The sequence below is a fragment of the Rhodococcus yunnanensis NBRC 103083 genome, from assembly GCF_001895005.1.
GTDB lineage: Bacteria > Actinomycetota > Actinomycetes > Mycobacteriales > Mycobacteriaceae > Rhodococcoides > Rhodococcoides yunnanense.
The window spans coordinates 185,999-212,182 of record NZ_BCXH01000009.1; the positions used below are offsets into that span (position 1 = coordinate 185,999).

The following is a 26,184-nucleotide window of genomic DNA, read 5'->3' on the forward strand; positions in this document are numbered from 1 at the left end:
ACGGAACGGGAGGGGTCCTTCGATGTATCACGTCGATGCGAGTATGGAGAAGAAGTCGAACAGCCAGCAGATCTATCTCCTGGACGCGACGTCGACCCTGGAAGTCCAAGCTCTGAACCAGTGGATCGATACGACGACTCCCGACGGCGAGGCTCGGCCCCCGTCCGTCGTTCTGTTCGGTGAGAGTTCCCATGATCTCGCCCGGGCAGTCCGCACCATCGCCGACGATCCGCTGCTGGTTCCGCTGCGCGTCGCGCTGTCCGAGAAGAAAGGTGCCGGAGTGCTTCGCCGCGCACTCGCTCCGCGTGGCAGGTCGAAGCCGACCCGAGTCTGGCAGCGTTGGGTCCAGGGCGACGACCCCGATCATTCGTCGGTGTTCGTCGGCGAGCCCGCAACGTTGGGTGATCTGGAGACCCGGTTCGACCGAACCGGCGGGATGTCGCTGTCGGCGTTCATCCGCAGGCAGGCCAGTCTCGCGTTGGACAGGGCAGAACGCGACGTCATCGGTTCGGAGTACAAGATCCCTCGCTTCGTCGTCGAGGACATGACCGAGCAGAAGAAATTCCACGACGGCATTGCCGAGCTCGCGAAGCAGGTCGGCGAGGACGTGCCTTCGGTGGACCGACGAGTGCACGAAATTCTGCACGAGATGGTGGCCACGGAGACACGTCGTGCGGTGGAGATGTGGGGAACTCTCGGCGCCTACTTCTCGCGCGCGTACCGCGTCGACGTCGACCGCACCCAGATGCAGAAGGTCCGTGAGCTCAACAAGAACTATCCGCTGGTGTTCCTGCCGAACCACCGCTCGTACCTCGACCCGCTCGTGTTGCGTCCGGCATTGCTGGCCGAGGGTCTTCCGCTCAACCACGTGATGGGTGGAATCAACGTCGGCTTCTGGCCGCTCGGTCCCATCGCCAAGCGCAGCGGTGTCGTGCTGATCCAACGTAAGTTCTCCGACGAGATCTACAAATGGACGTTGCGGCAGTACATGAGCTTCCTGATGGGCAAGCGCTTCAACCTGGAGTGGTACATCGAGGGCGGCCGCAGCCGTACCGGCAAATTACGGCCGCCGCGGTTCGGCTTGCTGACCTATCTGGTCGACGCCTTGGAGACGAGCGACGCAGAGGACGTCTATCTGGTGCCGACGTCGATCACGTACGACCGACTGCACGAGGTCGGGGCCATGGCCGCCGAGTCGCACGGAGCCAAGAAGCAGGCCGAGGGCATCCGGATGGCCATCGGCTACATCCGGGCGCAGGGAAAGCTGCGCGGCAACGTGTATCTGACGTTCGGCGAACCCATCTCGGTACAGTCGATCCTCGACGACAATCCCGACAAACGCATCGCCGTGCAGAAGATCGCGCTGACCGTCTCGCACGCGATCAACGACACCACCCCGGTCACCCCTGCCGCCCTCGTCACGATGGCATTGCTCGGCATCGAGGACCGAGCGCTGAACGTGCACGAGATGTGGGCCATCATCTCCCCGCTCGCTCGCTACATCACCAAACGCGGACTGCCCATGGCAGGAGGCGTCGACATCAGTGAGGTCGACGTCGTACGGTCGGCTGTGGTCGCGCAGGTCAATGCCGGAGTCGTCAAGCGATTCGACGACGGCCCCGAGCCGGTGTTCTACCTTGCCCAGGACAAACATCTGGTGGCAGCGTTCTTCCGCAACAACGCAATTCACTACTTCGTGATGCGCGCCATCGGAGAGCTCGTGGTGCTCCCGGATCGAGACCAGAGCGAGGCGTCGACACCCGAGTCGATGTGGAAGGCGGCACTGGAACTACGCGACCTTCTCAAGTTCGAGTTCTTCTTCGGCGACAAGAAGGATTTCGGCGAGCGCCTCGAAGCCGAAGTGGCACTCATCGATCCGGATTGGCGGACCAACCTCGACGATCCGAGCTACGCCGCGAAACAGCTCGAGAGCCAGGATCTGCACCTCGCTCATCGCGTGCTTCAACCGATATTGGAGGCGTACCAGGTGGTCGCCGATCAGCTGATGTTGCAGCCGGGTGACGCCGCGTTCGACAAGCAGTCCTTCGTCGCGCAGTGTCTCGGCGCAGCCCAGGCACGCCGGCTACGCCAACAACTCGACCACAGCGAGGCGATCTCTGGCGAGTTGTTCGACACGGCACTGCAATTGGCCGACAATCGGAATCTCGTCGAATCCGGGGCCGAAAATCTCCCGCAACGCAGACGGGACTTCGCACAGGAGATCAACGAGTGGGCTCGCAAAGCGCGGGTGATTCGCGACATGGCGCATCGCATGCTCGACGAGGTCGACCCGCTCACCGTTCCCGGTACCGTACGTACCACCGACGAACAGGAGGGCAAGGCTTGATGAACGGCGGCCCGAAGATCGACCTGTCCCATCAGCTCGGCGTGATCGCCGCCGCACCGACCGGCCCGGATATCGCCGCATTCTTCGACCTGGACGGCACCCTCATCAACGGCTTCTCCGCGAAAGCCGTTTTCCTGGAGCGGCTCAAGACGCTCGATGTCACGGTGCACGAGTTGTGGGAGATCTCGAGCGCAGTCGTCGAGATGCGGATGCGCAACTCACCCGTCGACAACCTGATGGGCAAAGCCGTCAGAGGGCTCGAAGGGCGTCGCGAGGAAGACCTGATGGAGCAGGCGTACACACTCTTTCGCAACGAGATCGCGCCGATGATCTACCCCGAGGCTCGGCTACTCGTCGAGGCGCACCGACACGCCGGGCACCGACTGGTGATGGCGACGTCGGCAACTCCGTACCAGGCCATTCCGGTGCAGGAGGACCTCATGTTCGACGAGCTGCTCTGTACCACGCCCGTCGTCACCGACGGTGTGCTCACCGGGGAGTTGGTCGGCGACTCCCTGTGGGGTCCGCGCAAGGCCGCGGCCGTTGCCGAGTACGCCGAAACGGAAGGACTCGACCTCGACGGCTGCTTCGTCTACTCCAACGGCGGCGAGGACGTCCCGATGCTGAAGGAGGTCGGCAATCCTGTCGCGCTCAACCCCGACTCCGAATTGACCCGGCACGCAACCACAGCGGGATGGCCGATCCTGCGGCTCGAGAACCCCAAGCGCGGCTCCGATCTCACGTCCGCGGTACGCAGCACCGCGGCACTGGGATCGGTACTCGCCAGCGCGAGCATCGGTCTCGGTCTCGGCATCCTCACCCGAAGCCGGCGCACCGGCGCCAACATCACCTCGACCATCGCCCCGGACATCGCGCTGACCATCGCCGGGATCAAGCTCGACGTCACCGGAACCGAGAATGCCTGGTCGGCCAGGCCTGCGGTATTCATGTTCAACCATCAGAGCACTGCGGACTCGATCATCGTCACGTCCATTCTTCGGCGTGACATCACGGCCGTGGCCAAGCGCGAACTCGAGCGCGACCCACGGTTCGCGTTGCTGGGCAAGATCTTCGACGTCGCCTACATCGACCGGGGAGATCCTGCACAGGCGCGCGAGGCGATGCGCCCCGCGATCGAGAAGCTGCATTCGGGTATCTCGGTGGCCATCGCTCCCGAGGGGACCCGCATGCCGACCTCGCGCCTCGGTCGCTTCAAGAAGGGCGGGTTCCATCTCGCGATGCAGGCAGGCGTCCCGATCGTTCCGATCGTCATTCACAATGCAGGCGACGTCATGTGGAAGAAGGACCTCACCGCGCATTCCGGAACCGTCAGAGTGACCGTCGGGGCGCCGATCTCCACCGACGGCTGGGTGCCCGAGAAGATCGACAGCTACATCGACGACGTCCGATCATTTTTCGACAGAACGCTGGGATATGCCTGAGAATCAGATCAATTCGGTCGTACACAGAGAGATCGAGACGAATCTCCTGGGAGGTACACCGAAGTACACCAGAGCCGACATCGTGGCGAAATCCGGGATAGAACTCGAACGCGTCGTGCAGTTGTGGATCGCGATGGGTTTTCCGGTGCACACCGACCCCGACGCTGTGGTCTACACCGACGCCGACCTCGACGCACTGCGCACTATCACCGGGCTGACCGAGCAGAAGGTCATCCGATCCGAGATGGAGGTCGCCATCGCGCGCACTCTCGGCCAGTCGATGTCGAGACTCGCCGAGTGGCAGGTCGGCGTGGTCAACAGCTACATCCACGATCGCATCCCGGAAGGAGCGGATGCGACAGCACTGGATTCCGGTGATCTGGACGCTATTCGCCGTGATGCCCGCGAGATCGCGGCCCGGACGGTGCCGACCCTCGAAGCGCTGCAGTCCTACACGTGGCGGCGGCATCTGGCGGCTGCCGCGGGACGGGCGATCGCGGATCCCACCGAGGAGACCACCTCTCGCACACTGGCAGTGGGATTCGCGGACATGGTCGGTTACACCAGTTTGACTCGTCGGCTCGGCATCGATGAACTGACCACCCTCCTCGAGGAGTTCGAGTCGATGGCCACCAACATCATCGCCCGTGGGCGTGGATCGGTCATCAAGAACGTGGGCGACGAGGTGATGTTCAGCGCGCAGACCCCCGAGGACGCCGCGCACATCGCACTCGACCTGCAGGAGGCCTTCGAGGCGCAGGAGGACATGCCGGATCTACGCGTCGGGCTGGCGTGGGGTCCGGTGCTCGCGCGGTACGGCGACCTGTACGGGTCGGTGGTCAATATTGCTGCACGGCTGACCAGTTCGGCTCATCCCGGCACGATCCTGGTCGACACCACGATGAGCGAGGCGTTGGAGCGGGACGCGGAGTTCTACCTCAAGTCGCTCCGGTCGCTGCGCGTGCGTGGGTTCCACAAACTCAAGCCGCACGCACTGCGCCGCAATACACGAGATCAGTAGTAGGACCGATAGAACTCGAGGTGGCGCCGTGCGGCGTCGTCCCACGTGAGCGAACGGGCAAGAGCGCGACCGCCGTCGGCATCGTGCCCGACGTCGATGGCGTGCGCGAGTTCTTCGGCCATCTCGGCCGGTTCCGACGCATAGGTGACGGCGTCTCCGAACACCTCGCGCAACACCGGAAGATCCCGGGCGACGACGGGAGTGCCCGCGGCGAGGGCCTCCATCGCTGCCAGCCCGAAGCCCTCCTTCGTCGAGAAGAACGGGAGAACCGAGGCCTGCGCCACCAGGTGCGGAAGGTCGTCGTTGTCCACGGTCCCGAGGACGATCGGCTCGATTCCGAGTTCTGTTGCACGTGAGTCGAATTCGCGACGGTACTCGCGGTAGTCGAACAGGGTCTCACCACCGGCGAACACGAGGGCCAGATCGCGCCGGTTCAGCAGTGCGAACGATTCGAGCAGATCGATCGATCCCTTCCGCGGCTCGATGCCACCGACCGCAAGAACGTACTGCCCCAGCGTGTCCCGCCACGTACTCTCTCCCGACGCGGCCGCAGCGTCGAACGGGGCGGAGTCCACACCGTTCGCGATGACCGTCGGCTCCAGCCCCCATCCGCGCCGGACTTCCTCGGCGACGGCGGCCGATACGCAGATCCGAGCGTACGGGTCGGTGACGGCCTTCTCGTGACACGCGGCCAGCGCGGGCGTGGTGAACGTGTCGAGGTGGTGGATGGTCCGAATACAAGCGCCGACCGCGTTGGCGGAGATACAGTCCTGCGCATGCACGACGTCGTAGTCTGCCGGCGAAAAGGCCTCACCCAGAACCTGAATGGACCTCAGTATCCGGTCTCCGACGCTTTCGTCGTCGCGTGCCTCGAACGGGACCATCGAGATCCTCACGGCCGGATCGACGCGGCGAAAGAACGCACTGTCGCCGCCGCGCCCCAGAGACCACACCGTCACCTCGGCCCCGGCACGCGTCAACGCCTCCGCCAGATGCAGTGTGTGCACCACACCGCCGCGGGGTTTCGACGAGTACGTCAGGAGCGCAATCCTCGTCATCGAATCTCTTTCCCGTCCAGCAGATTGGGGTAACTTTCGACCCGACGCTCGTCGAGGTGATGCAGCACCCTTCTGGCCCTGTCCACCTCCGCGTCGACATCGATGTCGCACACCGCGAGACCACCTTTGGACCACGTCTTCGCCAGTACGTCGCCGCCGGGTCCGACGATCTTCGCCTGCCCGAGGAATCGGAGCGATCCCATGACTCCGGTTTGATTGGACGAGACCAGCACGACCTGATTCTCCGCAGCACGGGCCATGTCGTACAGGTCGAACAATCGTGATTGGCGATCGTTCGGCAGTGAGGATGCGCGATCGGTGACACTCGCAGGCCACGCCGACAACGCCGCAATGATGCGTGCGCCGTCCAACGCGAGTGTCCGCGCCGATTCGGGGAAGGTCTTGTCGTAGTCGATCAGCATTCCCATCCGCCCGACCGGCGTCTCGAAGGCGTCGAAACGGTCTCCGGCGGCGTAGGCGAGCGATTCGCCGATCGGCTGATGCACCTTGCGGTGACTACCGAGCACGCCGTCGCCGGTGACGCACGCTGCAGCGTTGTAGCGCAACCCGTTCGACAGCTCGGTGTACCCGATGCACACCGTCATGTCACCGGCGGCCGCCATGATGGCTGCCAGTTCGGGGCCGTCGATATCGAGCGTCGGAGGCAGTTCGGACACGTCGGGATTACGCAAGCTGTCGATGTACCCACCGAGAGAAGCGTCGGGCAGCACGAGTAGGTCGATGCCGTCGCGCGCGGCGGTCTCGATGATGGTGGTGATCTTCGCGACCGCACGTTGCACATCACGACCGAAATGTGCTGCCAAAGAGCCTATTCGAATGGGCGCCACCGATCAGACCATAGTCCTTTCCGGCTGTACGCTCTTCGAATTCGACGCGCTGATCTCCAGCCCGATCTGGTCGACCAGGAACTCGGCGTCCCGCGCGACCGATGCGAACCTACCCGAACCCCACGTGTGCTGCCACGGAAGCCCGAGGAAGTACAGACCGGAGATCGCCGTGACTCCTCGGTTGTGTGTCGGATGCCCCTCGCCGTCGAAGGCGCCGACCTTGAGCCAACGATAGTCGGTCCTGAAGCCGACGGACCAGACCACGGCCTTGATGGCGGCCTGCGTGAGATCGAGCTCGGTGGTCTCGGTCTCCGGTCGCCACACCGGAACGTAGCGGGCTTCGGCCGGCGCCGATATCCCCTCCCGTTCGATGTAGGCATCGATGTTGTCCTTGATGGATTCGGCCACCGCGTCGGCAGCATCGAGGGATGCCTCCAGCGTCGGTGCGAACTGCAGAATCTCGTCGTCCACGCCGGTGAGCCTGCCGTAGAGCCGCATGCCTTCGGCGGCGAACGCACGTAGGTCGATGTCTCGACCACCGTCGCGGCCGGTCACGTAGTGGTTCGTGTTCTCGCGCTTACCGATGCCGCCGGGCTGATCACCGATGGAGACGTCGTAGACACCCATGTCGTGCAGCCACGCGACACAGTCGCGGCCGCGATAGAACCGCGCGACTCGTGGCGCGGTGCCCGCCACCAGATGAACGCCGCGCCCTTCGAGATGCAGGTCCTCGGCGATCTGAGCCCCGGACTGGCCTGTCCCGACGACGAGTACGTCTCCGTCGGGGAATTGGTGCGAGCCACGGTAGTCCGACGAGTGAATCTGCAGTATGTCCTTCGGAAGCTTCTCCGCGAACCGAGGAATCGTCGGAATGTGATAACCACCGACGGCGACGACGATCCGATCGGCATGCATCGGACCTGCCGTGGTCTCCAGATCGAAGCCCCCACCCAGCCCCTGCAGCGAACTGGTCACCGAAACATGTTCACGCACCGGAGCATCGAAGCTCTCCGCGTACCGACGGACGAAGTCGTACACCTCGTCGCGCTTCATGAAGCCATCGGGATCGTCACCGTCGTAGGAGTATCCGGGTAGTGCGCACTGCCAGTTCGGTGTGACGAGGGTGAAATTGTCCCAGCGGGAGTCCTTCCACTCGTGTGCGACGGTGTCGGCCTCCAGCACGACGTGTTCGATGCCGCGCTGAGTGAGGTGCCAGCTGATCGACAGGCCTGCCTGCCCACCACCGATGACGATCACGGAATGGTTCTCGGTCATAACAATTCAGCTCCCGACATGCTCAACACCCGCACAGCACCGGTCCGATAAGCGGCGCTGACGTCGTGGATCTCTTCCATCTGTTGTGCGGCCGAGGTGCACCGCATACCGAACTTCGCCAGCACGCGGTCACTGGCCACCGTCAAGGCTTCCGACGTCCGCTTCACGAACTCCGCGATCTCGTACTCGGCACCGGGCTCGAGATAGTCGTGCATCACCAACGAGGGTGAGTAGCAGGGCTGCTCGCGACCGTCGGGCCACTGCACCACGAACGTCATCTCAGGCATTGACCGCTTCTTTCGTGATGGACCGGTACACCGAAGGCCGGCGGTCGCGCAGGTTGTACATCCCGCCGCCGCGCGCTGCTCCGATCAGACCGTCGATGTCCACCGTCGCCGTCGCCAATCCCGGTTCGACGCCGGTTCCTGCGAGAATTTCGCCGCCGGGGCCGACGATCTTGGCGCTGCACACGAATCGGAGTGATCCGAACGTGCCTGCCTGATTGGCTGCTACCCAGATCACCTGGTTCTCGAGCGCACGAGCTCGGTCGTAGATGTCGAAGCGTTGTTTCCAGCGATCGTCCTCCATGTTCGCCGTCGTCGCAGTTCGGGAGGTAGGCCATGCCGAGATCGAGGTGATGATCTCTGCGCCGTCGAGCGCGAGTTCCCTTGCAGCTTCGGGGAATCCCTTGTCGTAGCAGATCTGCATGCCCATCCGGCCGACCGGTGTGTCGAAGGCCTCGAAAGTGTCTCCGGCGTCGTAGCAGAGGTTCTCCCCGAGCGGTTGGTGCACCTTCCGGTACGACCCGAGTATCCCGTCGCCGTGCAACGTCACGGCCGCGTTGTACCGCGTGTCGCCGTCCTTCTCGCAGAATCCGAGCGTGATGACGGTGTCCCCTGCCATGTCGATGACACGCTTCAGTTCGGGTCCGTCGAGTTCCAGTGCAGGTGGCAGACTTTCGAGGCGACGCTGCCTCGACTCCTCGGTTTCGTCGCCGCCGCCGAGACTCGGCAGGTAGCCACCGAGGCAGGCTTCGGGCAGGACGAGCAACTCGCTGCCGCGATTGCGTGATTCCTCCAGCAAGGCCGCGATGGTGTTGTAACCCTGTTCCATGTCGCGGCCGAACTCGGCTGCGGCCACGGAGATGGTGACGGTGTTCGTAGGGGTGTTCATGCTTCTCCCAATCCGGTCACGGTCGAGGAGACCGCGCGCGTGGTGATTCCGTCGGGCCATCGCAGTGCGACGCCCGGAATGTCGGTGAGCTCTCCGCATACTGCGGATACTGCTGGTCCCGACGGTGCGCATTGCGCCTCGGGACGGTCCGCGGTGATCATCGCGAACCCGGGAAAACACGTGATCCATTCACCCATGGATGCGGCGTCGGGTGTGGGTATCGACGCGACGTCCAGCACGGCACCGGTGCCGCAGGCTTCGGCGAGCATGCCCGTCGTACCGGCGAGGCCTGCCATCGACACGTCCTTCGCTGCCCGCGGAGCCGTCCGCGCGACGAACGAGGCCATCGCACTGAGCTCCGCAGAGTTTCGCCGCGACGACGAATCCCATTGCTGACCTTGATATCCGCGCCTCCACTCGCCTTCGAGATCGGCGGTCAGAGTGAGAACGTCGCCCGCGGACGCCCCGCCTGCTCGTACCGGGTTCGACGTTCTACCGAGAGCGGTGACCGACAGCGACGACGGCACTCCCACCTGGGTGTGACCGCCGAGCACCGGCACCTGCCATGCCTGTGACGCATCGGCCAGTCCCCGGATGATGCGAGTCAACCTCGACTGCGTGGGCGCACCGACGGAGTCGAGCACACCGACGGCGTGGGCTCCCATGGCCGACAGATCGTTCAGGTTGACCAGTGCTGCGCACCACCCGGCCCATTCCGGGTCACGGTCGACCATCGACGGGATGATCGCGTCGCATGCCGCGATGATGTCGCTTCCCGGAACGGGCACACCGTCGTCGCCTCGAAAACCACTGGCGCCGAGGCCGAGTGGATGCGCTCTCAACGGCGCCAGCACCCCTGCCAGCATCGCTTTCGTCGAGTGGACCAGCCGCTCGATCCGGTCGATCGGCCAGTACATCGCCACGTGCGAGGCGCCGTGAATCTCGATGTCCGCGCGTCGAATCCACCCGAGAGTGGTGAACAGCCTCTCGTTCTGCTTCTGCACCGTCGCATCGAACCGTAGGACGCCCTGGTTCTCGGCGTAGGCGCATGCCGCTCGGACCAGCGCAGGCCCGACTCCCGACGTCCTCGCGGCAGCGGAAACGACCAATCTGCTTCCCGCCCACCAGCCGAGATCGATGGTGGTGCACGGCGCGAGGCGTACCCCGCCGAGTACCGTCCCATCGGATGCTCGTGCAATCAGTACCACCGCGCGTGGATCGTCGTCGACGTCGTCGTGATCGGTACCGGCGAACAGCCCCTGTTCGGCGACGAAGATGTCCCGCCGCATGGCCCGGTAGGATTCCAACTCGACCGCGCCGCTGCACGGTTGGATGAGAAATGCCGACGGTGACGCTACTGTTCCCGACAAGCCCGCCGGATCCGGGAGCGAAGCCCGTGCAGTGACCTGTGTGCCGCGGGCGTGCATCTCAGCCACCCGCGTTCTGCAGGACGCTGCACGCACCGCACGCGGCACACCCGGCCTTCTGATCGGAACCCAGCATCGACGCCGCCTGCAATTCCTTGGCCACTCTGCGGGTGACGTCCTCGAGCACATCACGATTGGGCGCGGTTGCATGATCGACGTCGACGGCCAGTGTTCCGCCGATCGGCCGGAACGGAACCACGAAGGGGTAGACGCCCATCTCGATCAGTTCGGCTGCCCCCGCGACCAGTTCGTCGGGATCCTCGCCGAGTCCGACCAGAATGTATGTCGAGACCTGGTTGCGGCCGAACACCCTGACCGCCTCCGTCCACGCTGCGCGGTACTCGTCCATCGTCACCGACGCCTTGCCCGGCATCCACTGTCGCCGGACGTCGTCGTCGAGCGATTCGACGTGGATGCCGATGGACTCGGCGCCTGCCTCGAACAGGTCGGTGATGGTCGCCAGATCGCCGGGCGGTTCGCATTGAACCTGAATCGGAAGTCCGGGAACCACGGCTTTGATCGCCTTGACGCAGCGCGCGATGTGCCGTGCGCCTCTGTCTTTGGCCGCCGACGTTCCGGTGGTGATGACCATCTGGGTGATGCCGTCGAGCCGGACCGCAGCTTCGGCTACCTCCGCCAATTGCGCCGGCGTCTTGACGGCGATGGTGTCACCGGCCTCCAACGATGCTTCGATGGAACAGAAACGGCACCGTTGGTCGACGTCGTACCTGATGCACGTCTGCACCACCGTGGTCGCGAGCACGCTGGATCCGTGCAGCTTCGCGATCTTCTCGTACGAGATCCCGTCGGCGGTCTCGAGGTCGTAGAACCTCGGCCGCTCGACGGGTTCGACGTCGAGGCCGGTGTCCTCGCCGTCGAACAGAACTCGCCCACCCTCCAGAACGAAGGGGCTCATGGGGTTTCGGGGGATGGCGGCGCCGAGACCATCGATTCGGACATGCCCGTCGTCGCTGGGCCCGGCGCCGGCCGTTCTGTTGACCGGTGGCGTTCCTCGAACTCCGAGCAACGCCAGGTCCACACGCGTACTGATGGACATTGCCTGCTCCTAGACCATGTAGGTCGAGTTGATGATGGCGCCCTTGCGTGCGTAGTGGATCAGAGCGTCCTGGACATCGAGGGGGTGAGCCGGGATGACACCCTCGATCAGATCCTCCTCGCGGCCGCCGTGCAGAGCGAGGCCGAATCGGCAACAGAACACGGTGCCGCCCTCGGCGATGAACGTCGCCAGGGAGTCGTTGATGTTCTGCTCACCCGGGAATCCCGAATCGCCCGTCGTCGGGAATCCGCGTGTGGCAAGGCAATTGATCGCACCCGGTCCGTAGAAGTACATTGCCGACTCGAATCCCTTGCGCAGTGCGCGGGTGGCCTGCAGCACGGCGACGAAGCTGACCGAGGACTCGTGCGCGATGCCGTGAACGAGTGTGAAGTAACTTTCGCCGTTCTCGGCCTTGTAGTCCGGGAAGATCTTGGTGGAGCCGTAGATGTTGCTGCCCTTGGGGAGTGACGGGTGCGGGATCTCTCCGAGGGACTTCGCGATGTTCTCGGCGATGGCTTGATCTGCGGCGGACTTGTCGATATCAGACACGTGGAATTGCTCCTGTTGGTCGGCGTGAGATGCAGGAGACGGACTGTCGTTGGCCGTCTGAAGGCTTGATCAGGCTTTCGAAGAGATGCTCTTCGGCCATGAGACAAGTACAGGCGACATTGATTTCCGATTGGTCACGCTCGGAATAACGCACTGTTTCGAAGCCCTCACAGCTTCTTGCCGGTTCAGCCCCGATACCCTGGGACGAGCCCGCACCACTTCCGCACAGGTAAGAGGATTCGATGATCGGCGCCGTCACCGGCCTGCTGTACGCGATGTCACTCGTCGTCGGCGTATGGGTTCTTCTGAAACTCGTCCTGAACAAGCCGGTATTGCTGAAGAACGCGTCGGACCGCGCACTGTTCTGGACCATCTCGGCCACCGAAGCGGTGGTTCTGTTGCAGGCAGTCATCGGCTTCGTGCTGATGTTCACCAGCGATCGGGAGATTCACCGACTCACGTTCGGCGCCTACCTGGTGGGCCTTCTGCTCCTGCTGCCGATCGGTACGTGGTGGTCGCTGGGCGATCGTTCCCGAGGTGGCACAGCCGTACTGCTCGTCGCCGTCGTCACCCTCGCAGCCATGGTGCTGCGCCTGAGCAGAATATGGGCCGGATATGCCTGACAACTCCCCACACGACAGCCTTCAGCAGGCCACTCGCACCGGCTTCGGGCGGTTCCTCATCGCCGTCTACGCCGTGTTCGCGGTCGCTGCGACGTCACGTTCGGTGGTTCAGCTCACGACCCGGTTCGACGTCGCGCCGATTGCATACATCCTGTCCGCGCTCGCTGCGGTGGTCTACATCGTCGCGACGGTGGGTCTGGCGCGCGCCACCGAGACCTCGCGCCGTGTCGTGACGGTCTCGTGCGTCATCGAGCTCGTCGGCGTACTCGCGATCGGTGCGCTGAGCTACATCCAGCCGGGCGATTTTCCCGACGCGACCGTGTGGTCCCACTTCGGCCAGGGCTACGTCTTCATCCCGGTGATACTCCCGATCGCCGGCCTGTGGTGGCTACGCCGAACAGCGCCGGCGTCTCGGACCGACTAGCGGTTCGAGGCGATCTAACGCAGGGCAGCGAGGTTCGCCACCGATTGCTTCACGTCGCGGTTCAACGCCTTTGCGACGACATTTCCCACCGGGCCGAACAGCACTCCGCCGCCGAAGTACGCGTCGAGAGTCAGTTGCGAGCCCCCTCCGCGCGCCTCGCGGACGTGAATGGTCAGTGAGATCTCGATACCGCCTCGTCCTCGGCCCGACATCTCGATGAGCTCGGGTTCCTTGTATTCGGTGAACGTCCAGGCGATGGTGTTCTTGAAGCCTTTGACCTTCACCAGCGACTCCACTTCGGTGCCTTTCGCGAGCACTGCCGGCGGCGGACTGCACCAGCCTGCGTGGATGGTCATCCATTCGTCGAAACGATCGAGTGCCGACGCCTTGTCCCACGCGCCCTGGGGATTCTCGGGCATATTCACCGAGACACTGATCGTTGCCATGCCTTCGAGCTTGGCACAGGTTTCACGCGCGCACTCTGCGCGGCAACTAGCCTGAGCCCATGGCGTCGCTCGAGATCGCAGGCCGGAAAGTCTCGGTGACCAACCTCGACAAGGTTCTGTTCCCCGACACCGGCACGACGAAAAGCCAGGTGATCGAGTACTACACCTCCATCGCGCCTGCGATGCTGCCGCACATGGCCGGCCGCGCTGTGACGCGCAAGAGGTGGCCCAACGGAGTGGATCAGTCGTCGTTCTTCGAGAAGAATCTCGCATCCTCGGCACCCGAATGGCTCGATCGACGTGACATGCAGCATTCGGATCGCGTCGTCACCTATCCGCTGTTCTCCTCACCGGCCGATCTCGCGTGGCTCGGTCAGCAGGCTGCGATAGAAGCGCACGTGCCGCAGTGGAGGTTCGACGGCGACGTGGCCGGCCCGGCGACGAGGATGGTGTTCGACCTCGACCCGGGCGACGACGTCGACCTGGCTCGGTGCGCGGAGGTCGCCTGCGAGATCCGCGACCTGATCGCCGAGATCGGATTCACCGCCTTCCCCGTGACGAGCGGGAGCAAGGGGATCCACCTGTACGTCCCGCTCGGCAAGCCGTTGACCCCGTCGGGTGCGTCCACGGTGGCCAAACGCGTGGCCACGCTCTTGGAGGAGCGCTCGCCCGACCGAGTGACCGCGACGATGGCCAAGGCCAAGCGCACGGGCCGGGTGTTCGTGGACTGGTCTCAGAACAACGGCAAGAAGACGACGGTCGCGCCGTACTCGCTGCGGGGCCGGTCGCAGCCGACCGTCGCGGCGCCTCGGTCATGGGACGAGCTGGAATCCTCCGGTCTGACGCAGCTCGGTTACGAGGAGGTGCTGCAGCGGTTCCATGACGACGGTGACCTTCTGGCGGACCTCGACCTCCCACTCGAAGAAGTACGACCCGACAAGCTCGGCAAATATCGCAGCATGCGCAGCGCGTCGAAGACGCCGGAGCCGATTCCAACCCGCTCCGAGCAGGACGGCAGTACCCCGAGCGCTTCGAAAGAAGGGGACGCCACCTTCGTCATCCAGGAACACCATGCACGACGGCTGCACTACGACTTCAGGCTCGAACACGACGGCGTGCTCGTCTCGTGGGCGGTGCCGAAGAACATTCCCGACAACCCCGGTCAGAATCGTCTGGCCGTGCACACCGAGGATCATCCGCTCGAGTACGCGAACTTCTCCGGCAGCATTCCCAAGGGCGAGTACGGCGGCGGTGAAGTGTCCATCTGGGACAGCGGAACCTACGAGCTCGAGAAGTGGCGCGACGACGAGGTGATCGTGACGTTGTCGGGCGCGAAGGCGAAAGGCCGATTCGCTCTCATCAGAACCAAGGGCGACCAATGGCTGATGCATCGAATGACGGAGCAGTCCCCGCATACCGAGAGCGCTCTCCCGAAATCCGTCGCACCGATGCTCGCCACGGCAGGCGACGTCGAGGACCTTCCCGACGGCGAATGGTCGTTCGAGGGAAAATGGGACGGCTTTCGTGTGATCGCTCGGTGTGCGCACGGTGAGATGAAACTGGAATCGCGAAGCGGGAACGATCTCACCGAGAGATTCCACGGGTTCTCCGCCCTCGCCGAGGACTTGAAAGACCACGTCGCAATACTCGACGGAGAAGCGGTCGTATTCGATTCCCATGGAATTTCCAGTTTCGAACTTCTGCAGAACAGTTCCGGCCACGACGTCGAATTCATCGCATTCGACCTTCTCCACCTCGACGGGACTTCCCTCGTCCAGAAGAAGTATTCCGACCGTCGCCGACTTCTCGAACTCCTGACCACCGGTCTCGATTCCGTGATCGTGCCGGATCTACTCACGGGCTCGGCGCAGGAGGCACTCGCCGAGAGCGTCGAACGGGGCTGGGAAGGAGTGGTGGCGAAACGGAACGATTCGATCTATCAACCCGGCAAGCGAGCACGGACGTGGATCAAGTCCAAGAATTGGCGTACGCAAGAAGTGGTCGTGGGTGGGTGGAGACGCGGGCGCGGGCGCCGCAGCGGAGGTTTCGGATCTTTGCTGGTGGGAGTGCCCGAGGCGGGCGGGCTCCGTTATGTCGGCCGCGTCGGCACTGGTTTCGGTGACCATGCTCTCGATCGGTTGAGTGCGGTCATGGACGGCATGGAGACGGACGAGTCACCGTTCACGCAGACGCTGCCTGCGGCCGACCGCAAGGACGCGGTCTGGGTCACTCCGACGCTCGTCGGCGAGGTCAGATTCTACGAATGGACCGACTCGATGCACCTGCGTCATCCCAGTTGGCGTGGAATTCGCGAGGACAAACGTCCGGAAGATGTCGTGATCGAGAACAATTCATAGCCTCGTGCGTCGTGCGTTCTTTGGTTGCCATAAAATCTCGGGCTGCGTACTCTTCGAACATCGTTTCCGGGGGAACGTAACGGGCGGCGACAGTAATTGTTCTTTTTCGGGAGGGGTTTGACGTCATGCGCGGATCAAAGCTGGTCGGGGCAGCCAGAATCACCGCAGCAGTAGTGTGTTCATCGATAGTCGGATGGGCACTCGTAGCAGCAACACCGGCAGCAGCGAGTCCGCTGGAACCAACACCGATCTCGGACGCGTTCTACGGTCCGACGCCTGGTCTGGAGGCGTTGAAGCCCGGCGACATCATCTCGAGCAGGCCGATGCCACCGCCTGCAGGGTTCTTCGACGTCGACGTCTGGCAGTTGCGCTTCCGCTCGACCAACTCGGCGGGCAATCCCATCGCGGCGGTCAACACCGTCATCGCCCCGAAGAACAAGGCGCCCAACGGGCCGCTACTGTCGTACCAACACATCATCAACGCACTCGGTTTGGAATGTGCTCCGTCACAAGCATTGTGGACCACCGACCCCAATCTGGTCATCCGCGAAGCCCCTGCACTCAATGCCGCGCTGGCTCGTGGGTGGACGGTAGCGATCGCCGATCACCTCGGCCCGAACAGCGCGTACGGCGCCGCCAAGATGGGCGGCCAGATCGTGCTCGACAGCATTCGCGCCACTCAACGCTTCGATCCGCTGCAGGTTCAGCAGTCGCCGGTCGCCCTTGCCGGGTACTCGGGCGGCGGCATGGCGACGGCGTGGGCCGCGGCGCTGCAGAACGACTATGCACCGGAGCTGAACATCGTCGGCAGTGCCGCAGGCGGAGCGCCGATGAACCTCGAGCGCATGGCACGCGATCTCGGTTTTGCACCTCATCCGGTCTTCGGATTGGCGTTCGCGGCGGCTCTCGGCCTCGAACGTGAGTACCCGACTCGAATCCCGATCAGTGACCAGCTCAATCCGCTGGGCCAGCAGATGGCGCTGCAGCTGCAGAACGCCTGCACCAACGACATCATCGCGGTCGGTGCAGGCAAGAGCGCAACGTTGGTCGCCAACTCGCTCAACCTCATCGACAGCCCCGAGATGGTGGCTGCGGTGAACGAGAACAGCGTCGAGCTGTACCCCGGCGTCCCCAAGGCGCCGTATTTCGAGTGGCACAGCCCGACGGATGCATTGATCCCCGTCTCGGCGATCACGAACACGATCGGCCGGTACTGCGCCGCGGGCGTGAAGGTCACCGAGGTTCTGGTGCCCAGCAACGACCATCTGACCGCCGCTGTGCTCGGGCTACCGCAGGCACTGGAGTGGATCGACGCCCGCTTGAGAGGCGTGCCCGCTCCCAGTAACTGCTGAGCTCGCACACCCGAAAACCGGCCAAACCGGACCTTGAAGGTTTGATTACTTCAAGGTCCGGTTAGCCTTACCTCGCATTCAGTCCCACACGCGAGGAGTTCCACAAGTGCGCACCAGTTACCTTCGATTCGCCGCAGGCGCCGCCGCGGTCGCGCTCGTCGCCGGGTGTTCTTCCGACGACACTTCGTCGTCGAGCAAGGCCGAAGGGTCCGGGAACTTTCCCGTCACCATCAGCCATCACTTCGGCGAGACCGCCATCGACAGCGAGCCGTCGCGCGTGGTCACCATCGGTTTCAACGAGCAGGACTTCACGCTCGCGCTCGGTGTCAAGCCTGTCGCGACTCGCGGCAATCTGAGCTACGACTACCGCCAACGCCCGTGGGCGCAGGAAGCCCTCGGCGGCACCGAGATCCCCGAGGTCGGATCCACCGAGCTGAACGTCGAGCAGATCGCGGCGGCGGAGCCGGATCTGATTCTCGGGCCGTACTCCTTCATCGAGCAGGGCCAGTACGACCAACTGTCCGATCTGGCTCCGACGATCGCCGACATCGGCGGTTACGACGACGTGCCTGCGGCGACGTGGCAGCAGGAGTTCGAGGTCATCGGCAAGGCTCTCGGCAAGGAGCAGGAAACCGCGGATCGGACCGCCGAACTGGAGCAGAAGTTCCAGACGGCACAGGACGAGAACCCCCAGTTCGCAGGCAAGTCGTTGGCCTTGACGTTCGTCATGGACGACGGCAGCTACATGATCCTCGGATCCGACGACATTCGAGCACTCTTCTTCACCGATCTCGGATTCGAGATCCCCGAAGCAACGGAGATCATCAGCCCCGAGAAGCTCGACCAACTCGACACCGACGTCCTCGTCATCGCAGGACAGTCTCGCGAGCAGTTGAACACCAACCCGCTGTTCGCCCAGCTCGGCGTCGTTGCACAGGACCGGACCGCCTACATCGGTTCCTTCAGCGAGGACCTACCGTCCGCGCTCGGTTACTCGAGCCCACTGTCGCTCGACTACGCGATCGACGGGTTCACCCCGATGCTCGCCGCGGCCGCCGACAACGATCCCGCGACGGTGGTACCCGCACCTGCAGCCTGAGCTGCCGATTCCGGCGTCACACTGAACTGAGTTCGATGGAGCTCCTCGTAGCGGCCACCCGCGGCGAGGAGCTCCTCGTGCGTTCCCCGCTCGACGATCGTTCCCGCCTCGACGACGAGGATGACGTCCGCGGCACGGACCGTCGACAGGCGGTGTGCGATGACCACGGAAGTCTTGCCCTTCAGCGCCTCTCCGAGCGCCGCCTGAACCGCGGCCTCGGATGTCGAGTCCAGCGACGCCGTGGCCTCGTCGAGAATGACCACCCTGGGCTGAGCGATCAGTAGCCGTGCGATCGTCAGCCGCTGCCTCTCGCCGCCGGACAACCGATAACCACGCTCTCCGACGACGGTCTCCAAGCCGTCGGGCAGCGACGTCACCAGATCGCGCAGCCGAGCCCGGCTCAGCGCTTCCCACACTTCGTCGTCGGTGGCGTCGGGCCTGGGGAGCACGATGTTGGCGCGGACGGTGTCGTGGAACAGGTGACCGTCCTGGGTCACCATGCCGACCGCGCCGCGGATCGATTCCGCCGTCAATCCGCGCACGTCCTTCTCGCCCAGGCGCACCGCACCGGAATCCACGTCGTACAGCCGTGCGATCAACTGCGCGATCGTCGACTTCCCGGCGCCGGAGGTGCCCACGAGTGCAACCATCTGTCCGGGTTCGGCCCGAAACGACACTCCGTGAAGCACATCCACTCCGCCGCGTGAATCGAGAGTCGCGACCTCTTCGAGCGACGCCAACGACACCTTGTCCGCAGACGGATACGCGAAGTGGACGTCGCTCAGTTCCACCGCCACCGGACCATCGGGCACCGAGACCGCGTCGGGGGCGTCCTCGATGAGCGGCACCAGATCGAGCACCTCGAACACTCGCTCGAAACTGACGATGGCACTCATGATTTCGACGCGCGCACTTGCCAGCTGCGTCAGCGGCGAATACAGCCGCGTGAGCAACAGAGACAATGCGACGACGGAACCAGGGTCGAGCTGACCTCGCAGAGCGTAGAAGCCGCCCAATCCGTAGACGACGGCAAGCGCGAGCGCCGAGACCAACGTGAGCGCGGTGACGAACACGGTCTGCACCATCGCACTGCGGACGCCGATATCTCGGACCCGTGCTGCACGCACCGCGAACTCGGCGGATTCGACGGCAGGCTGACCGAAGAGTTTGACGAGCGTTGCGCCCGGAGCCGAGAACCGTTCGGTCATCTGGGTACTCATCGCCGAATTGTGGCCCGCTGCCTCACGCTGCAGCCGAGCGAGTCTCGTCCCCATCCGCCGCGCCGGCAGCACGAAGACGGGCAGCAGGATGAGTGCCAGAAGTGTTATCTGCCAAGATATTCCGATCATGACCACCAGCGTCAGAACAAGGGTGACCAGGTTGCTGACCACCCCCGAGAGGGTGTCGCTGAACGCGCGCTGTGCGCCGATGACGTCGTTGTTGAGACGACTGACGAGAGCGCCCGTCCGTGTCCGCGTGAAGAACGCGATCGGCATCCGCTGCACGTGATCGAACACCGCGGTGCGCAGGTCGAGGATGAGCGCTTCACCGATGTTCGACGACAACCACCGATTGAGCAGTCCGAACGCTGCGTCGACGACAGCAATCACGGCGATCAACAGCGACAGGCGCAGCACGACGTCGAACGAGTCGCCGTCGACGATGGCGTTCACGACCCGGCCCGCGAGGACCGGAGTCGCGACCGCCAACACCGCCAGCACGACGCTGAACACCACGAACACCAGCAGCTTCCCACGATGCGGACGGGCGAAATCCACTATCCGGCGGGCGGTCACCGCGGAGAACCTAGTCTGCTGGGCGGACGTGTTCATCGTTCGGTACATCTGATTCCAGGCCACGACTTCCATGCTCATGACCGACACCGTAGAACCTCGACATAGCTCGAGGTCAAGCCGCCGAGCTCGCTGCGACCTCTCGGTCTTCCAGAGCAAGTGCCAGGATGTCCGCGACGTCGGTCATCGGACGCACGTCGAGGGCCTCGAGCACCTCGGCTGGTACGTCGTCGAGATCCGGTTCGTTGCGGGCGGGAATGAAGACCGTCTTCAACCCCGCACGTTGCGCGGCGAGCAGCTTCTGCTTGACGCCACCGATCGGCAGGACCCGACCGTTCAACGTGACCTCGCCCGTCATCCCGACGTCGGATCGGACGGGGCGCCCGGTGGCCATCGACACCAGGGCGGTCACCATCGTGACACCCGCCGATGGTCCGTCCTTCGGAACGGCGCCTGCCGGGACGTGCACGTGGATGCTGCGGTCGAGTGCCTCCGGTTCGACGCCGAATTGCTCTGCATGCGAACGGACGTACGACAGAGCGATCTGCGCCGACTCCTTCATGACGTCGCCGAGCTGCCCGGTCAGCGCCAACCCCGGCTTGCCCTCGGTCGATGCCGCCTCGATGAACAGCACATCGCCGCCGAGACCCGTCACTGCCAGACCCGTTGCCACACCGGGAACTTCGGTGCGTTCGTGTGCATCCGGGGTGAACCTCGGCCGTCCCAGATAGTCCACGAGAGCGGGTTCGTCGATGCGGAGCTCGGTCGCTCCACCGGCAAGTTTGGTCGCAGCCTTGCGCAGCGCCTTGGCGAGAAGGCGTTCCATCTGGCGAACACCCGGCTCCCGGGTGTAGTCGGCCGCGATCCTGCGCAGAGCGTCGTCGGTGATCTCTACCTCCTCGGACGTCACTGCAGCCCTGTCCAATTGGCGGGGGAGAAGGTAGTCACGAGCGATCGCGACCTTGTCGTCCTCGGTGTATCCGTCGATGGTGACGAGTTCCATGCGGTCCAACAATGCTGCTGGAATCTGCTCGATCACGTTGGCGGTAGCGAGGAACACGACGTCGGACAGATCGAGATCGAGGTCGAGATAGTGATCACGGAACGTGTGATTCTGCGCAGGGTCGAGCACTTCGAGGAGCGCCGCGCTCGGGTCACCGCGATAGTCCGATCCGACCTTGTCGATCTCGTCGAGCAGCACAACGGGATTCATCGATCCCGCTTCGCCGATGGCGCGAACGATACGGCCGGGAAGGGCCCCGACGTAGGTACGCCGGTGACCGCGAATCTCGGCCTCGTCACGGACGCCGCCGAGGGCGACACGAACGAACTTCCGGCCGAGGGCGCGCGCAATCGACTCACCGAGAGAGGTCTTGCCCACGCCGGGAGGTCCGGCGAGAACCATGACCGCACCCGAACCGCGTCCGCCGACGAGCGTCATACCCCGATCTGCGCGACGCGCGCGCACTGCGAGGTATTCCACGATGCGATCCTTCACATCGCCGAGCCCGTGATGATCCGCGTCGAGAACGGCTCTGGCAGCGTCGATGTCGGTCTGGTCGGTTGTCGTCGTGTTCCACGGAAGGTCGAGAACGGTGTCGAGCCATGTTCTGATCCAGCCCGATTCGGGACTTTGATCACTCGCACGCTCGAGCTTGCCGACCTCGCGTAGCGCAGCCTCGCGGACATTGCCGGGCAGAGCAGCTGCCTCGACGCGGCCGCGGTAGTCATCGGCGCCATCGGGCTCGTCCTCACCGAGTTCCTTGCGGATGGCGGCGAGTTGCTGGCGCAGCAGAAACTCCTTCTGCGTCTTCTCCATGCCTTCACGGACGTCGCCGGAGATCTTGTCGCCCAACTCGATTTCGGCGAGATGCGTTTTCGTCCACTCGATCAGGAGGGTCAGTCGCTCGGCGACATCCGGCGTCTCGAGCAGTTGACGCTTCTGCACGTCGGACAGGTACGACGCGTAGCCCGCGGTGTCCGCGATCGCGCCCGGGTCGGAGAGCTTGTTGACCGAGTCGATCACCTGCCAGGCATCACGCCGCTGCAACATCGCGACGACGAGCTGCTTGTACTCGCCGGCGAGGGTCTTCAGAGTCTCGGTGGCGGGCACATCGTCGACAAGGTCGGCCTCGACCCACAGCGCCGCGCCTGGGCCGCTGACGCCGTGCCCGATGTGTGCGCGTCGTTCCGCTTTGATGACGGCGGCGGGCTCGCCCGTTGCCAGGCGTCCCATCTGGACTATGGAAGCGACGACGCCGTACGCCGCGTAGCGATCTTCGAGGCGAGGCGCCACGAGAAGAGTGCCGTCGTTCGAGGAATTCGCAGCGTCCACGGCGGCGCGCGAGGCCTCGTCCAATTCGATGGGCACGACCATGCCGGGCAGTACGACGGGATCGGTCAGAAAGAGCACTGGTAAACGAATGGGTTCGGTCATCGGAAATCCTCCAAGAGTTGAGCTATCCCGACTCAACTCGTTTTCCGCTATCGCTGTTCCCCGTGGTCGGCGTGTTCTCCGTGGGCAGAACTACACCGACTACGACCGTTGCGTCGAGCTCGTCCGACGAGACGATCCGGGTGGCGAAACCGGCCTGCTCGATGATCCGGGACGTGCGATCGGCCTGTCCGACGCTCGTCTCGATCAGTAGATGGCCGCCGTCGCGGAGCCACAGCGGTGCGCCGACGGCAACTCGTCGTTGCACGTGCAGTCCGTCGGCGCCTCCGTCGAGGGCAGACCTGGGTTCGTGATCGCGGGCCTCCGACGGCATCGACCCGATCTCGTCGGTCGGAACGTACGGGGCGTTCGCGACGATGACGTCGACGCGGCCACGGAGTTCTTCCGGCAGTGGCTCGTACAGATCGCCGAGGTGCACATGCGAGGGCTCGATGTTCCTGCGGGCGCAGCGCACCGCATCGGCATCGATGTCCGCTGCATGCAGATTCAGGCCGTCGATCGAACGAGCAAGGGCAGCACCGACTGCCCCCGAACCACAACAGATGTCGACCACCGTTTCCGGGTGCAGAGCCAACGCCTCGTCCACGAGCAGTTCGGTGCGCCGACGCGGTACGAAGACACCGGGTTCGACGACGATCCGAAGTCCGTAGAACTCGGCCCAGCCGAGGATCTGTTCCAACGGAACACCGGTGACGCGTCGGGCAACCATCTCGCGTAGCTGCTCGCCGCTGAACGCTTCACTCAGGAGTTCCGCCTCGGCCTCGGCGTAGACGCAGCCGGCGGTGCGGAGGATGCGGGTGATGTCGATGAACGACTCTAACTCATCGGCTGCAACTCACCGAGGGTGCCGCGCACCGTTTTCGCCGCGACGATCGACCATGCCGTGAGCAGCAGCAAGAACAGGCCGACGGCCACCACGTGCAGTGCATCCGCAGCGGCGCCGATACCGACAGCGGTACCGAGTGCGGCCGAGGCAGTCACGCAGGTGCCGATCGGAAAGGTGAAACTCCACCACGTCAACGAGAACTGCAGGCCACTGCGTGCGGCGCGGATGGTCAGCGACGCCGCGGCGGTGAACATCACGACACCGAACAGGCCTGCGCATACGCCGTAGGCGATACCGACATCATGCAACCAGGCCACGCGCGCATCAGCGGCAAGCACATTCGCTGCGGTGATGGACTGCCCTACCAGTCCCAGCGTGATCCACACCGTCGGAACAGCCTGCAGCGGTGGGGTTCCACCGCCTGCGAGGTGACGGCAGATGCGCGTCATGACGACCGATCCGAGTATCACGCCGAGTGCGAACAACCCGTAACAGGCGATCAGGAACGCGGTGCGGAATATGCCGGCGGACATGTATTCGAGCAGAATCGCGCCTGCGGTTGCGGACACGACCGGCGGGACGACGGGCATGAGCATCGCCGGTATCGGTTTCTCCGAGAGCTTGGGACTGCGTAGGAGGGTGCCGAATCGAAGAGCGGTGCCGAATTGGAGAGCGGTGCCGAGCCCGAGGATCGTTCCCACTGCCCAGAGGGTTCCGTCGATCCAGAGGGCAGCGGTGACGCCGATGATCTCTGTGCCGACGAGCAGTGTTCCGGAGCCGACAGTGAGAAGGGCCATCGGAATCGCGCCGTAGAACAACGACATGACCGGGTGTGCGGCGTACCCGCGGGCGGTCTCGGTGTGCAGGGCCCGGTGCGCACCGAAAGCGATGGTGAGCGCGACGAGTGCGACTACCGCGACACCCCAGACGACCGCGGCGAAGGTGTGCAGGAGCGGTGTTCGAAGCTGTGGTGCAAGCGTGGCAGCAGCGTTGGCGACGATGCCGGTACCCATGACGGAGGCGAACCAATTGGGTGTGATGTGTTCGAGAAGTGGTGCGATACGCGGCGCCAGTACTGCTGTGGTCATGGCCTTCACGGTCGTCGTCGCGCCTCACTCGCGGTAGAGGTCTCACAGTTGTGCGGGCACAAACATCTCTTGTAAGTGCTGGTCGGAGAAATGCGTTTGCCCCTCGGGCATGACGGCGGGAAGAGTCGACGGGTGAGGAATCTGCTAGCCGACTGCTCCAACTGTTTCGGTCTGTGTTGCGTCGCACTGCCGTTCTCGAAATCCTCGGACTTCGCGACGACGAAGGACGCGGGCGATCCGTGCCGCAATCTCCGCGGCGATTTCTCCTGCGGCATTCACGCCGATCTGCGCAGTAGCGGTTTCCGCGGCTGCACCGTCTACGACTGCTTCGGCGCGGGGCAGAAGGTCTCTCAGGACACGTTCGGCGGCCGGAGTTGGCGTGAGGATCGTGCGTCTGCACGCCTGATGTTCGACGTCTTCCCCATCATGCGCCAGCTCCACGAACTGCTCTGGTACTTGACCGAGGCCGTCGCGCTCGATGCAACGGCGCCGATCCGAACACGATTGCAGCAGAGCCTTGCCATCACCGAGTCGATGACCGAAGGCTCACCCGCCGACGTGTCCGCGGTGGACGTGGAAGCACACCGCTCCGCCGTCAATGCGCTTCTGCTCGAGGCGAGCGATCTGGTGCGTGCGGGGGTCGGCGGCAAGAAGAAGAATCACCGAGGCGCCGATCTGATCGGCAAGAAGATGACGGGCGCAAACCTGTTGGGCGCGAGCCTTCGTGGTGCATACCTGATTGCGAGCGACCTTCGGAACGCCGATCTTCGGTTCGCGGACATGATCGGCGCCGACCTGCGTGACGCCGATCTGCGCGGCGCGGACCTCCGAAACAGCCTGTACCTCACCCAGTTCCAGATCAACGCCGCACGAGGCGATGCGACGACCCGCTTGCCCGACGCACTGACGAGGCCGTCGCACTGGGGATAGCGTGCCAAGCGCTGGGCTGGGCTTGTTCGTCGGACATAGCACCACGATCCACCCGCGACTCAGGGATTGTTACCGATTGAATCGTATAAGGCTCGGAGACAACGACTTAACTGTTGTGTTCGAATATGTGTTCGAGTACACTGGATGGCATGAGAAAGCCGGGGGGCTACGCCACAGACAGTACTCACGAAGGTGCAGGGGATCACGAGGGCGCAGGGGATCATGAAGACACCGAAAATCACGGCGACCTCGACTCCTTCCGGCAGATCCGACGCGACGCAGACGCTGCCGCCGCCGAACTGATCGCCTCACTGACCGACCGCCGCCGCAACGAGAACATCACCGCCGCAGCAGCCATCCACCGCCTCCACGACCTCCTCGACCTACGCCTGTCCACCGAAGCAGACATCCACCAACACAGCATCACACACCGAACACCCACCGGCAGAACACAATACGGCGTCGCCGAACCCGACATCTACGCCGCCCGCCTCGCCGTCGAATGCGAAGCCTCCGTCGCCCTCTCACTCTCCCGCACCGTCACCAGCGACATGATCACCACCAGCGAACAACTCCACCACCGACTACCCGCAA

22 protein-coding genes and 1 pseudogene are annotated in these 26,184 nt (G+C 64.1%); 10 read left to right on the plus strand and 13 right to left on the minus strand.

Annotated elements, in window-relative coordinates:
- Positions 1-22: 22 nt before the first annotated feature.
- Genes RY1_RS16365 through RY1_RS16375 form a run of 3 tightly spaced genes read left to right on the plus strand, consistent with a single transcriptional unit; the run spans position 23 to position 4,810 of the window.
- On the plus strand, positions 23-2,347 hold the full coding sequence (locus tag RY1_RS16365; RefSeq protein WP_072804851.1) for a glycerol-3-phosphate 1-O-acyltransferase: 2,325 nt from the start codon (positions 23-25) through the stop codon (positions 2,345-2,347).
- On the plus strand, positions 2,347-3,789 hold the full coding sequence (locus RY1_RS16370; RefSeq protein WP_072804853.1) for an HAD-IB family hydrolase: 1,443 nt from the start codon (positions 2,347-2,349) through the stop codon (positions 3,787-3,789). The genes RY1_RS16365 and RY1_RS16370 overlap by 1 nt, the downstream gene beginning before the upstream one ends.
- Positions 3,782-4,810 (plus strand): adenylate/guanylate cyclase domain-containing protein, encoded by a 1,029-nt coding sequence (locus tag RY1_RS16375; RefSeq protein WP_072804854.1) that lies wholly within the window; start codon positions 3,782-3,784, stop codon positions 4,808-4,810. The genes RY1_RS16370 and RY1_RS16375 overlap by 8 nt, the downstream gene beginning before the upstream one ends.
- On the opposite strand, the gene RY1_RS16380 is transcribed toward RY1_RS16375, so the two are convergent.
- Genes RY1_RS16380 through RY1_RS16415 form a run of 8 tightly spaced genes read right to left on the minus strand, consistent with a single transcriptional unit; the run spans position 4,804 to position 12,188 of the window.
- The gene (locus RY1_RS16380) at positions 4,804-5,868 is read right to left on the minus strand and encodes an MSMEG_0565 family glycosyltransferase (protein ID WP_072804856.1); all 1,065 of its coding nucleotides are present in this window, start codon (positions 5,866-5,868) and stop codon (positions 4,804-4,806) included. The genes RY1_RS16375 and RY1_RS16380 overlap by 7 nt on opposite strands.
- The gene (locus RY1_RS16385) at positions 5,865-6,716 is read right to left on the minus strand and encodes a carbon-nitrogen hydrolase family protein (protein WP_072804858.1); all 852 of its coding nucleotides are present in this window, start codon (positions 6,714-6,716) and stop codon (positions 5,865-5,867) included. The genes RY1_RS16380 and RY1_RS16385 overlap by 4 nt, the downstream gene beginning before the upstream one ends.
- 3 nt (positions 6,717-6,719) lie before the next feature.
- Positions 6,720-7,991, minus strand: a complete 1,272-nt coding sequence (locus RY1_RS16390; RefSeq protein WP_072804860.1) for an MSMEG_0569 family flavin-dependent oxidoreductase — start codon at positions 7,989-7,991, stop codon at positions 6,720-6,722.
- Positions 7,988-8,278, minus strand: coding sequence for an MSMEG_0570 family nitrogen starvation response protein (locus RY1_RS16395; RefSeq protein ID WP_072804861.1), 291 nt, complete (start codon positions 8,276-8,278; stop codon positions 7,988-7,990). Before RY1_RS16395 ends, RY1_RS16390 begins: the two co-directional genes overlap by 4 nt.
- Positions 8,271-9,164, minus strand: a complete 894-nt coding sequence (locus RY1_RS16400) for a carbon-nitrogen hydrolase family protein (RefSeq protein WP_072804863.1) — start codon at positions 9,162-9,164, stop codon at positions 8,271-8,273. The genes RY1_RS16395 and RY1_RS16400 overlap by 8 nt, the downstream gene beginning before the upstream one ends.
- Positions 9,161-10,591 carry an MSMEG_0567/sll0787 family protein gene (locus RY1_RS16405; protein ID WP_072804935.1) on the minus strand — a complete coding sequence of 477 codons (1,431 nt, stop codon included), beginning with the start codon at positions 10,589-10,591 and terminating at the stop codon, positions 9,161-9,163. The genes RY1_RS16400 and RY1_RS16405 overlap by 4 nt, the downstream gene beginning before the upstream one ends.
- A gap of 1 nt (position 10,592) precedes the next feature.
- Positions 10,593-11,648: an MSMEG_0568 family radical SAM protein gene (locus tag RY1_RS16410; protein WP_072804864.1), complete on the minus strand. Its 1,056-nt coding sequence runs from the start codon at positions 11,646-11,648 to the stop codon at positions 10,593-10,595.
- Between the two features lie 9 nt (positions 11,649-11,657).
- Positions 11,658-12,188, minus strand: a complete 531-nt coding sequence (locus tag RY1_RS16415) for an MSMEG_0572/Sll0783 family nitrogen starvation response protein (protein WP_371829483.1) — start codon at positions 12,186-12,188, stop codon at positions 11,658-11,660.
- A 251-nt stretch (positions 12,189-12,439) separates the two neighbouring features.
- On the opposite strand from RY1_RS16415, the gene RY1_RS16420 reads away from it, so the two are divergent.
- Positions 12,440-12,820: a hypothetical protein gene (locus tag RY1_RS16420; RefSeq protein ID WP_072804867.1), complete on the plus strand. Its 381-nt coding sequence runs from the start codon at positions 12,440-12,442 to the stop codon at positions 12,818-12,820.
- Complete coding sequence (locus RY1_RS16425) at positions 12,813-13,244, plus strand: hypothetical protein (protein WP_072804869.1); 432 nt, start codon at positions 12,813-12,815, stop codon at positions 13,242-13,244. Before RY1_RS16420 ends, RY1_RS16425 begins: the two co-directional genes overlap by 8 nt.
- Positions 13,245-13,258: 14 nt before the next feature.
- Here the strand turns inward: RY1_RS16425 and RY1_RS16430 are convergent, their stop codons facing one another.
- Positions 13,259-13,690, minus strand: a complete 432-nt coding sequence (locus RY1_RS16430) for a type II toxin-antitoxin system Rv0910 family toxin (RefSeq protein ID WP_072804871.1) — start codon at positions 13,688-13,690, stop codon at positions 13,259-13,261.
- 59 nt (positions 13,691-13,749) lie between these two features.
- Between RY1_RS16430 and RY1_RS16435 the strand changes: the two genes are divergently transcribed.
- The 3 genes from RY1_RS16435 (at position 13,750) to RY1_RS16445 (ending at position 18,498) form a co-directional block, all read left to right on the plus strand.
- Entirely contained in the window at positions 13,750-16,047 is a 2,298-nt protein-coding gene (locus RY1_RS16435; protein WP_072804873.1) for an ATP-dependent DNA ligase, read from the plus strand.
- A gap of 125 nt (positions 16,048-16,172) precedes the next feature.
- Positions 16,173-17,399, plus strand: a complete 1,227-nt coding sequence (locus RY1_RS16440; RefSeq protein ID WP_072804875.1) for a lipase family protein — start codon at positions 16,173-16,175, stop codon at positions 17,397-17,399.
- Positions 17,400-17,505: 106 nt separating this feature from the next.
- Complete coding sequence (locus RY1_RS16445) at positions 17,506-18,498, plus strand: iron-siderophore ABC transporter substrate-binding protein (RefSeq protein WP_072804876.1); 993 nt, start codon at positions 17,506-17,508, stop codon at positions 18,496-18,498.
- Here RY1_RS16445 and RY1_RS16450 read toward each other — a convergent pair.
- Genes RY1_RS16450 through RY1_RS16465 form a run of 4 tightly spaced genes read right to left on the minus strand, consistent with a single transcriptional unit; the run spans position 18,414 to position 24,660 of the window.
- Entirely contained in the window at positions 18,414-20,372 is a 1,959-nt protein-coding gene (locus RY1_RS16450) for an ABC transporter ATP-binding protein (RefSeq protein WP_072804937.1), read from the minus strand. The genes RY1_RS16445 and RY1_RS16450 overlap by 85 nt on opposite strands.
- Positions 20,373-20,406: 34 nt before the next feature.
- Positions 20,407-22,728 (minus strand): endopeptidase La, encoded by a 2,322-nt coding sequence (gene lon / locus RY1_RS16455; protein ID WP_072804878.1) that lies wholly within the window; start codon positions 22,726-22,728, stop codon positions 20,407-20,409.
- A gap of 22 nt (positions 22,729-22,750) precedes the next feature.
- Entirely contained in the window at positions 22,751-23,554 is an 804-nt protein-coding gene (locus RY1_RS16460) for a putative protein N(5)-glutamine methyltransferase (protein WP_084727473.1), read from the minus strand.
- Between the two features lie 8 nt (positions 23,555-23,562).
- Entirely contained in the window at positions 23,563-24,660 is a 1,098-nt protein-coding gene (locus RY1_RS16465) for a TDT family transporter (RefSeq protein ID WP_072804881.1), read from the minus strand.
- A gap of 90 nt (positions 24,661-24,750) precedes the next feature.
- Here RY1_RS16465 and RY1_RS16470 point away from each other — a divergent pair, with 90 nt between their 5' ends.
- Positions 24,751-25,590, plus strand: a complete 840-nt coding sequence (locus RY1_RS16470; RefSeq protein WP_072804883.1) for a pentapeptide repeat-containing protein — start codon at positions 24,751-24,753, stop codon at positions 25,588-25,590.
- 149 nt (positions 25,591-25,739) lie between these two features.
- Positions 25,740-26,184: pseudogene (locus RY1_RS16475) on the plus strand (hypothetical protein); the annotation flags it as partial.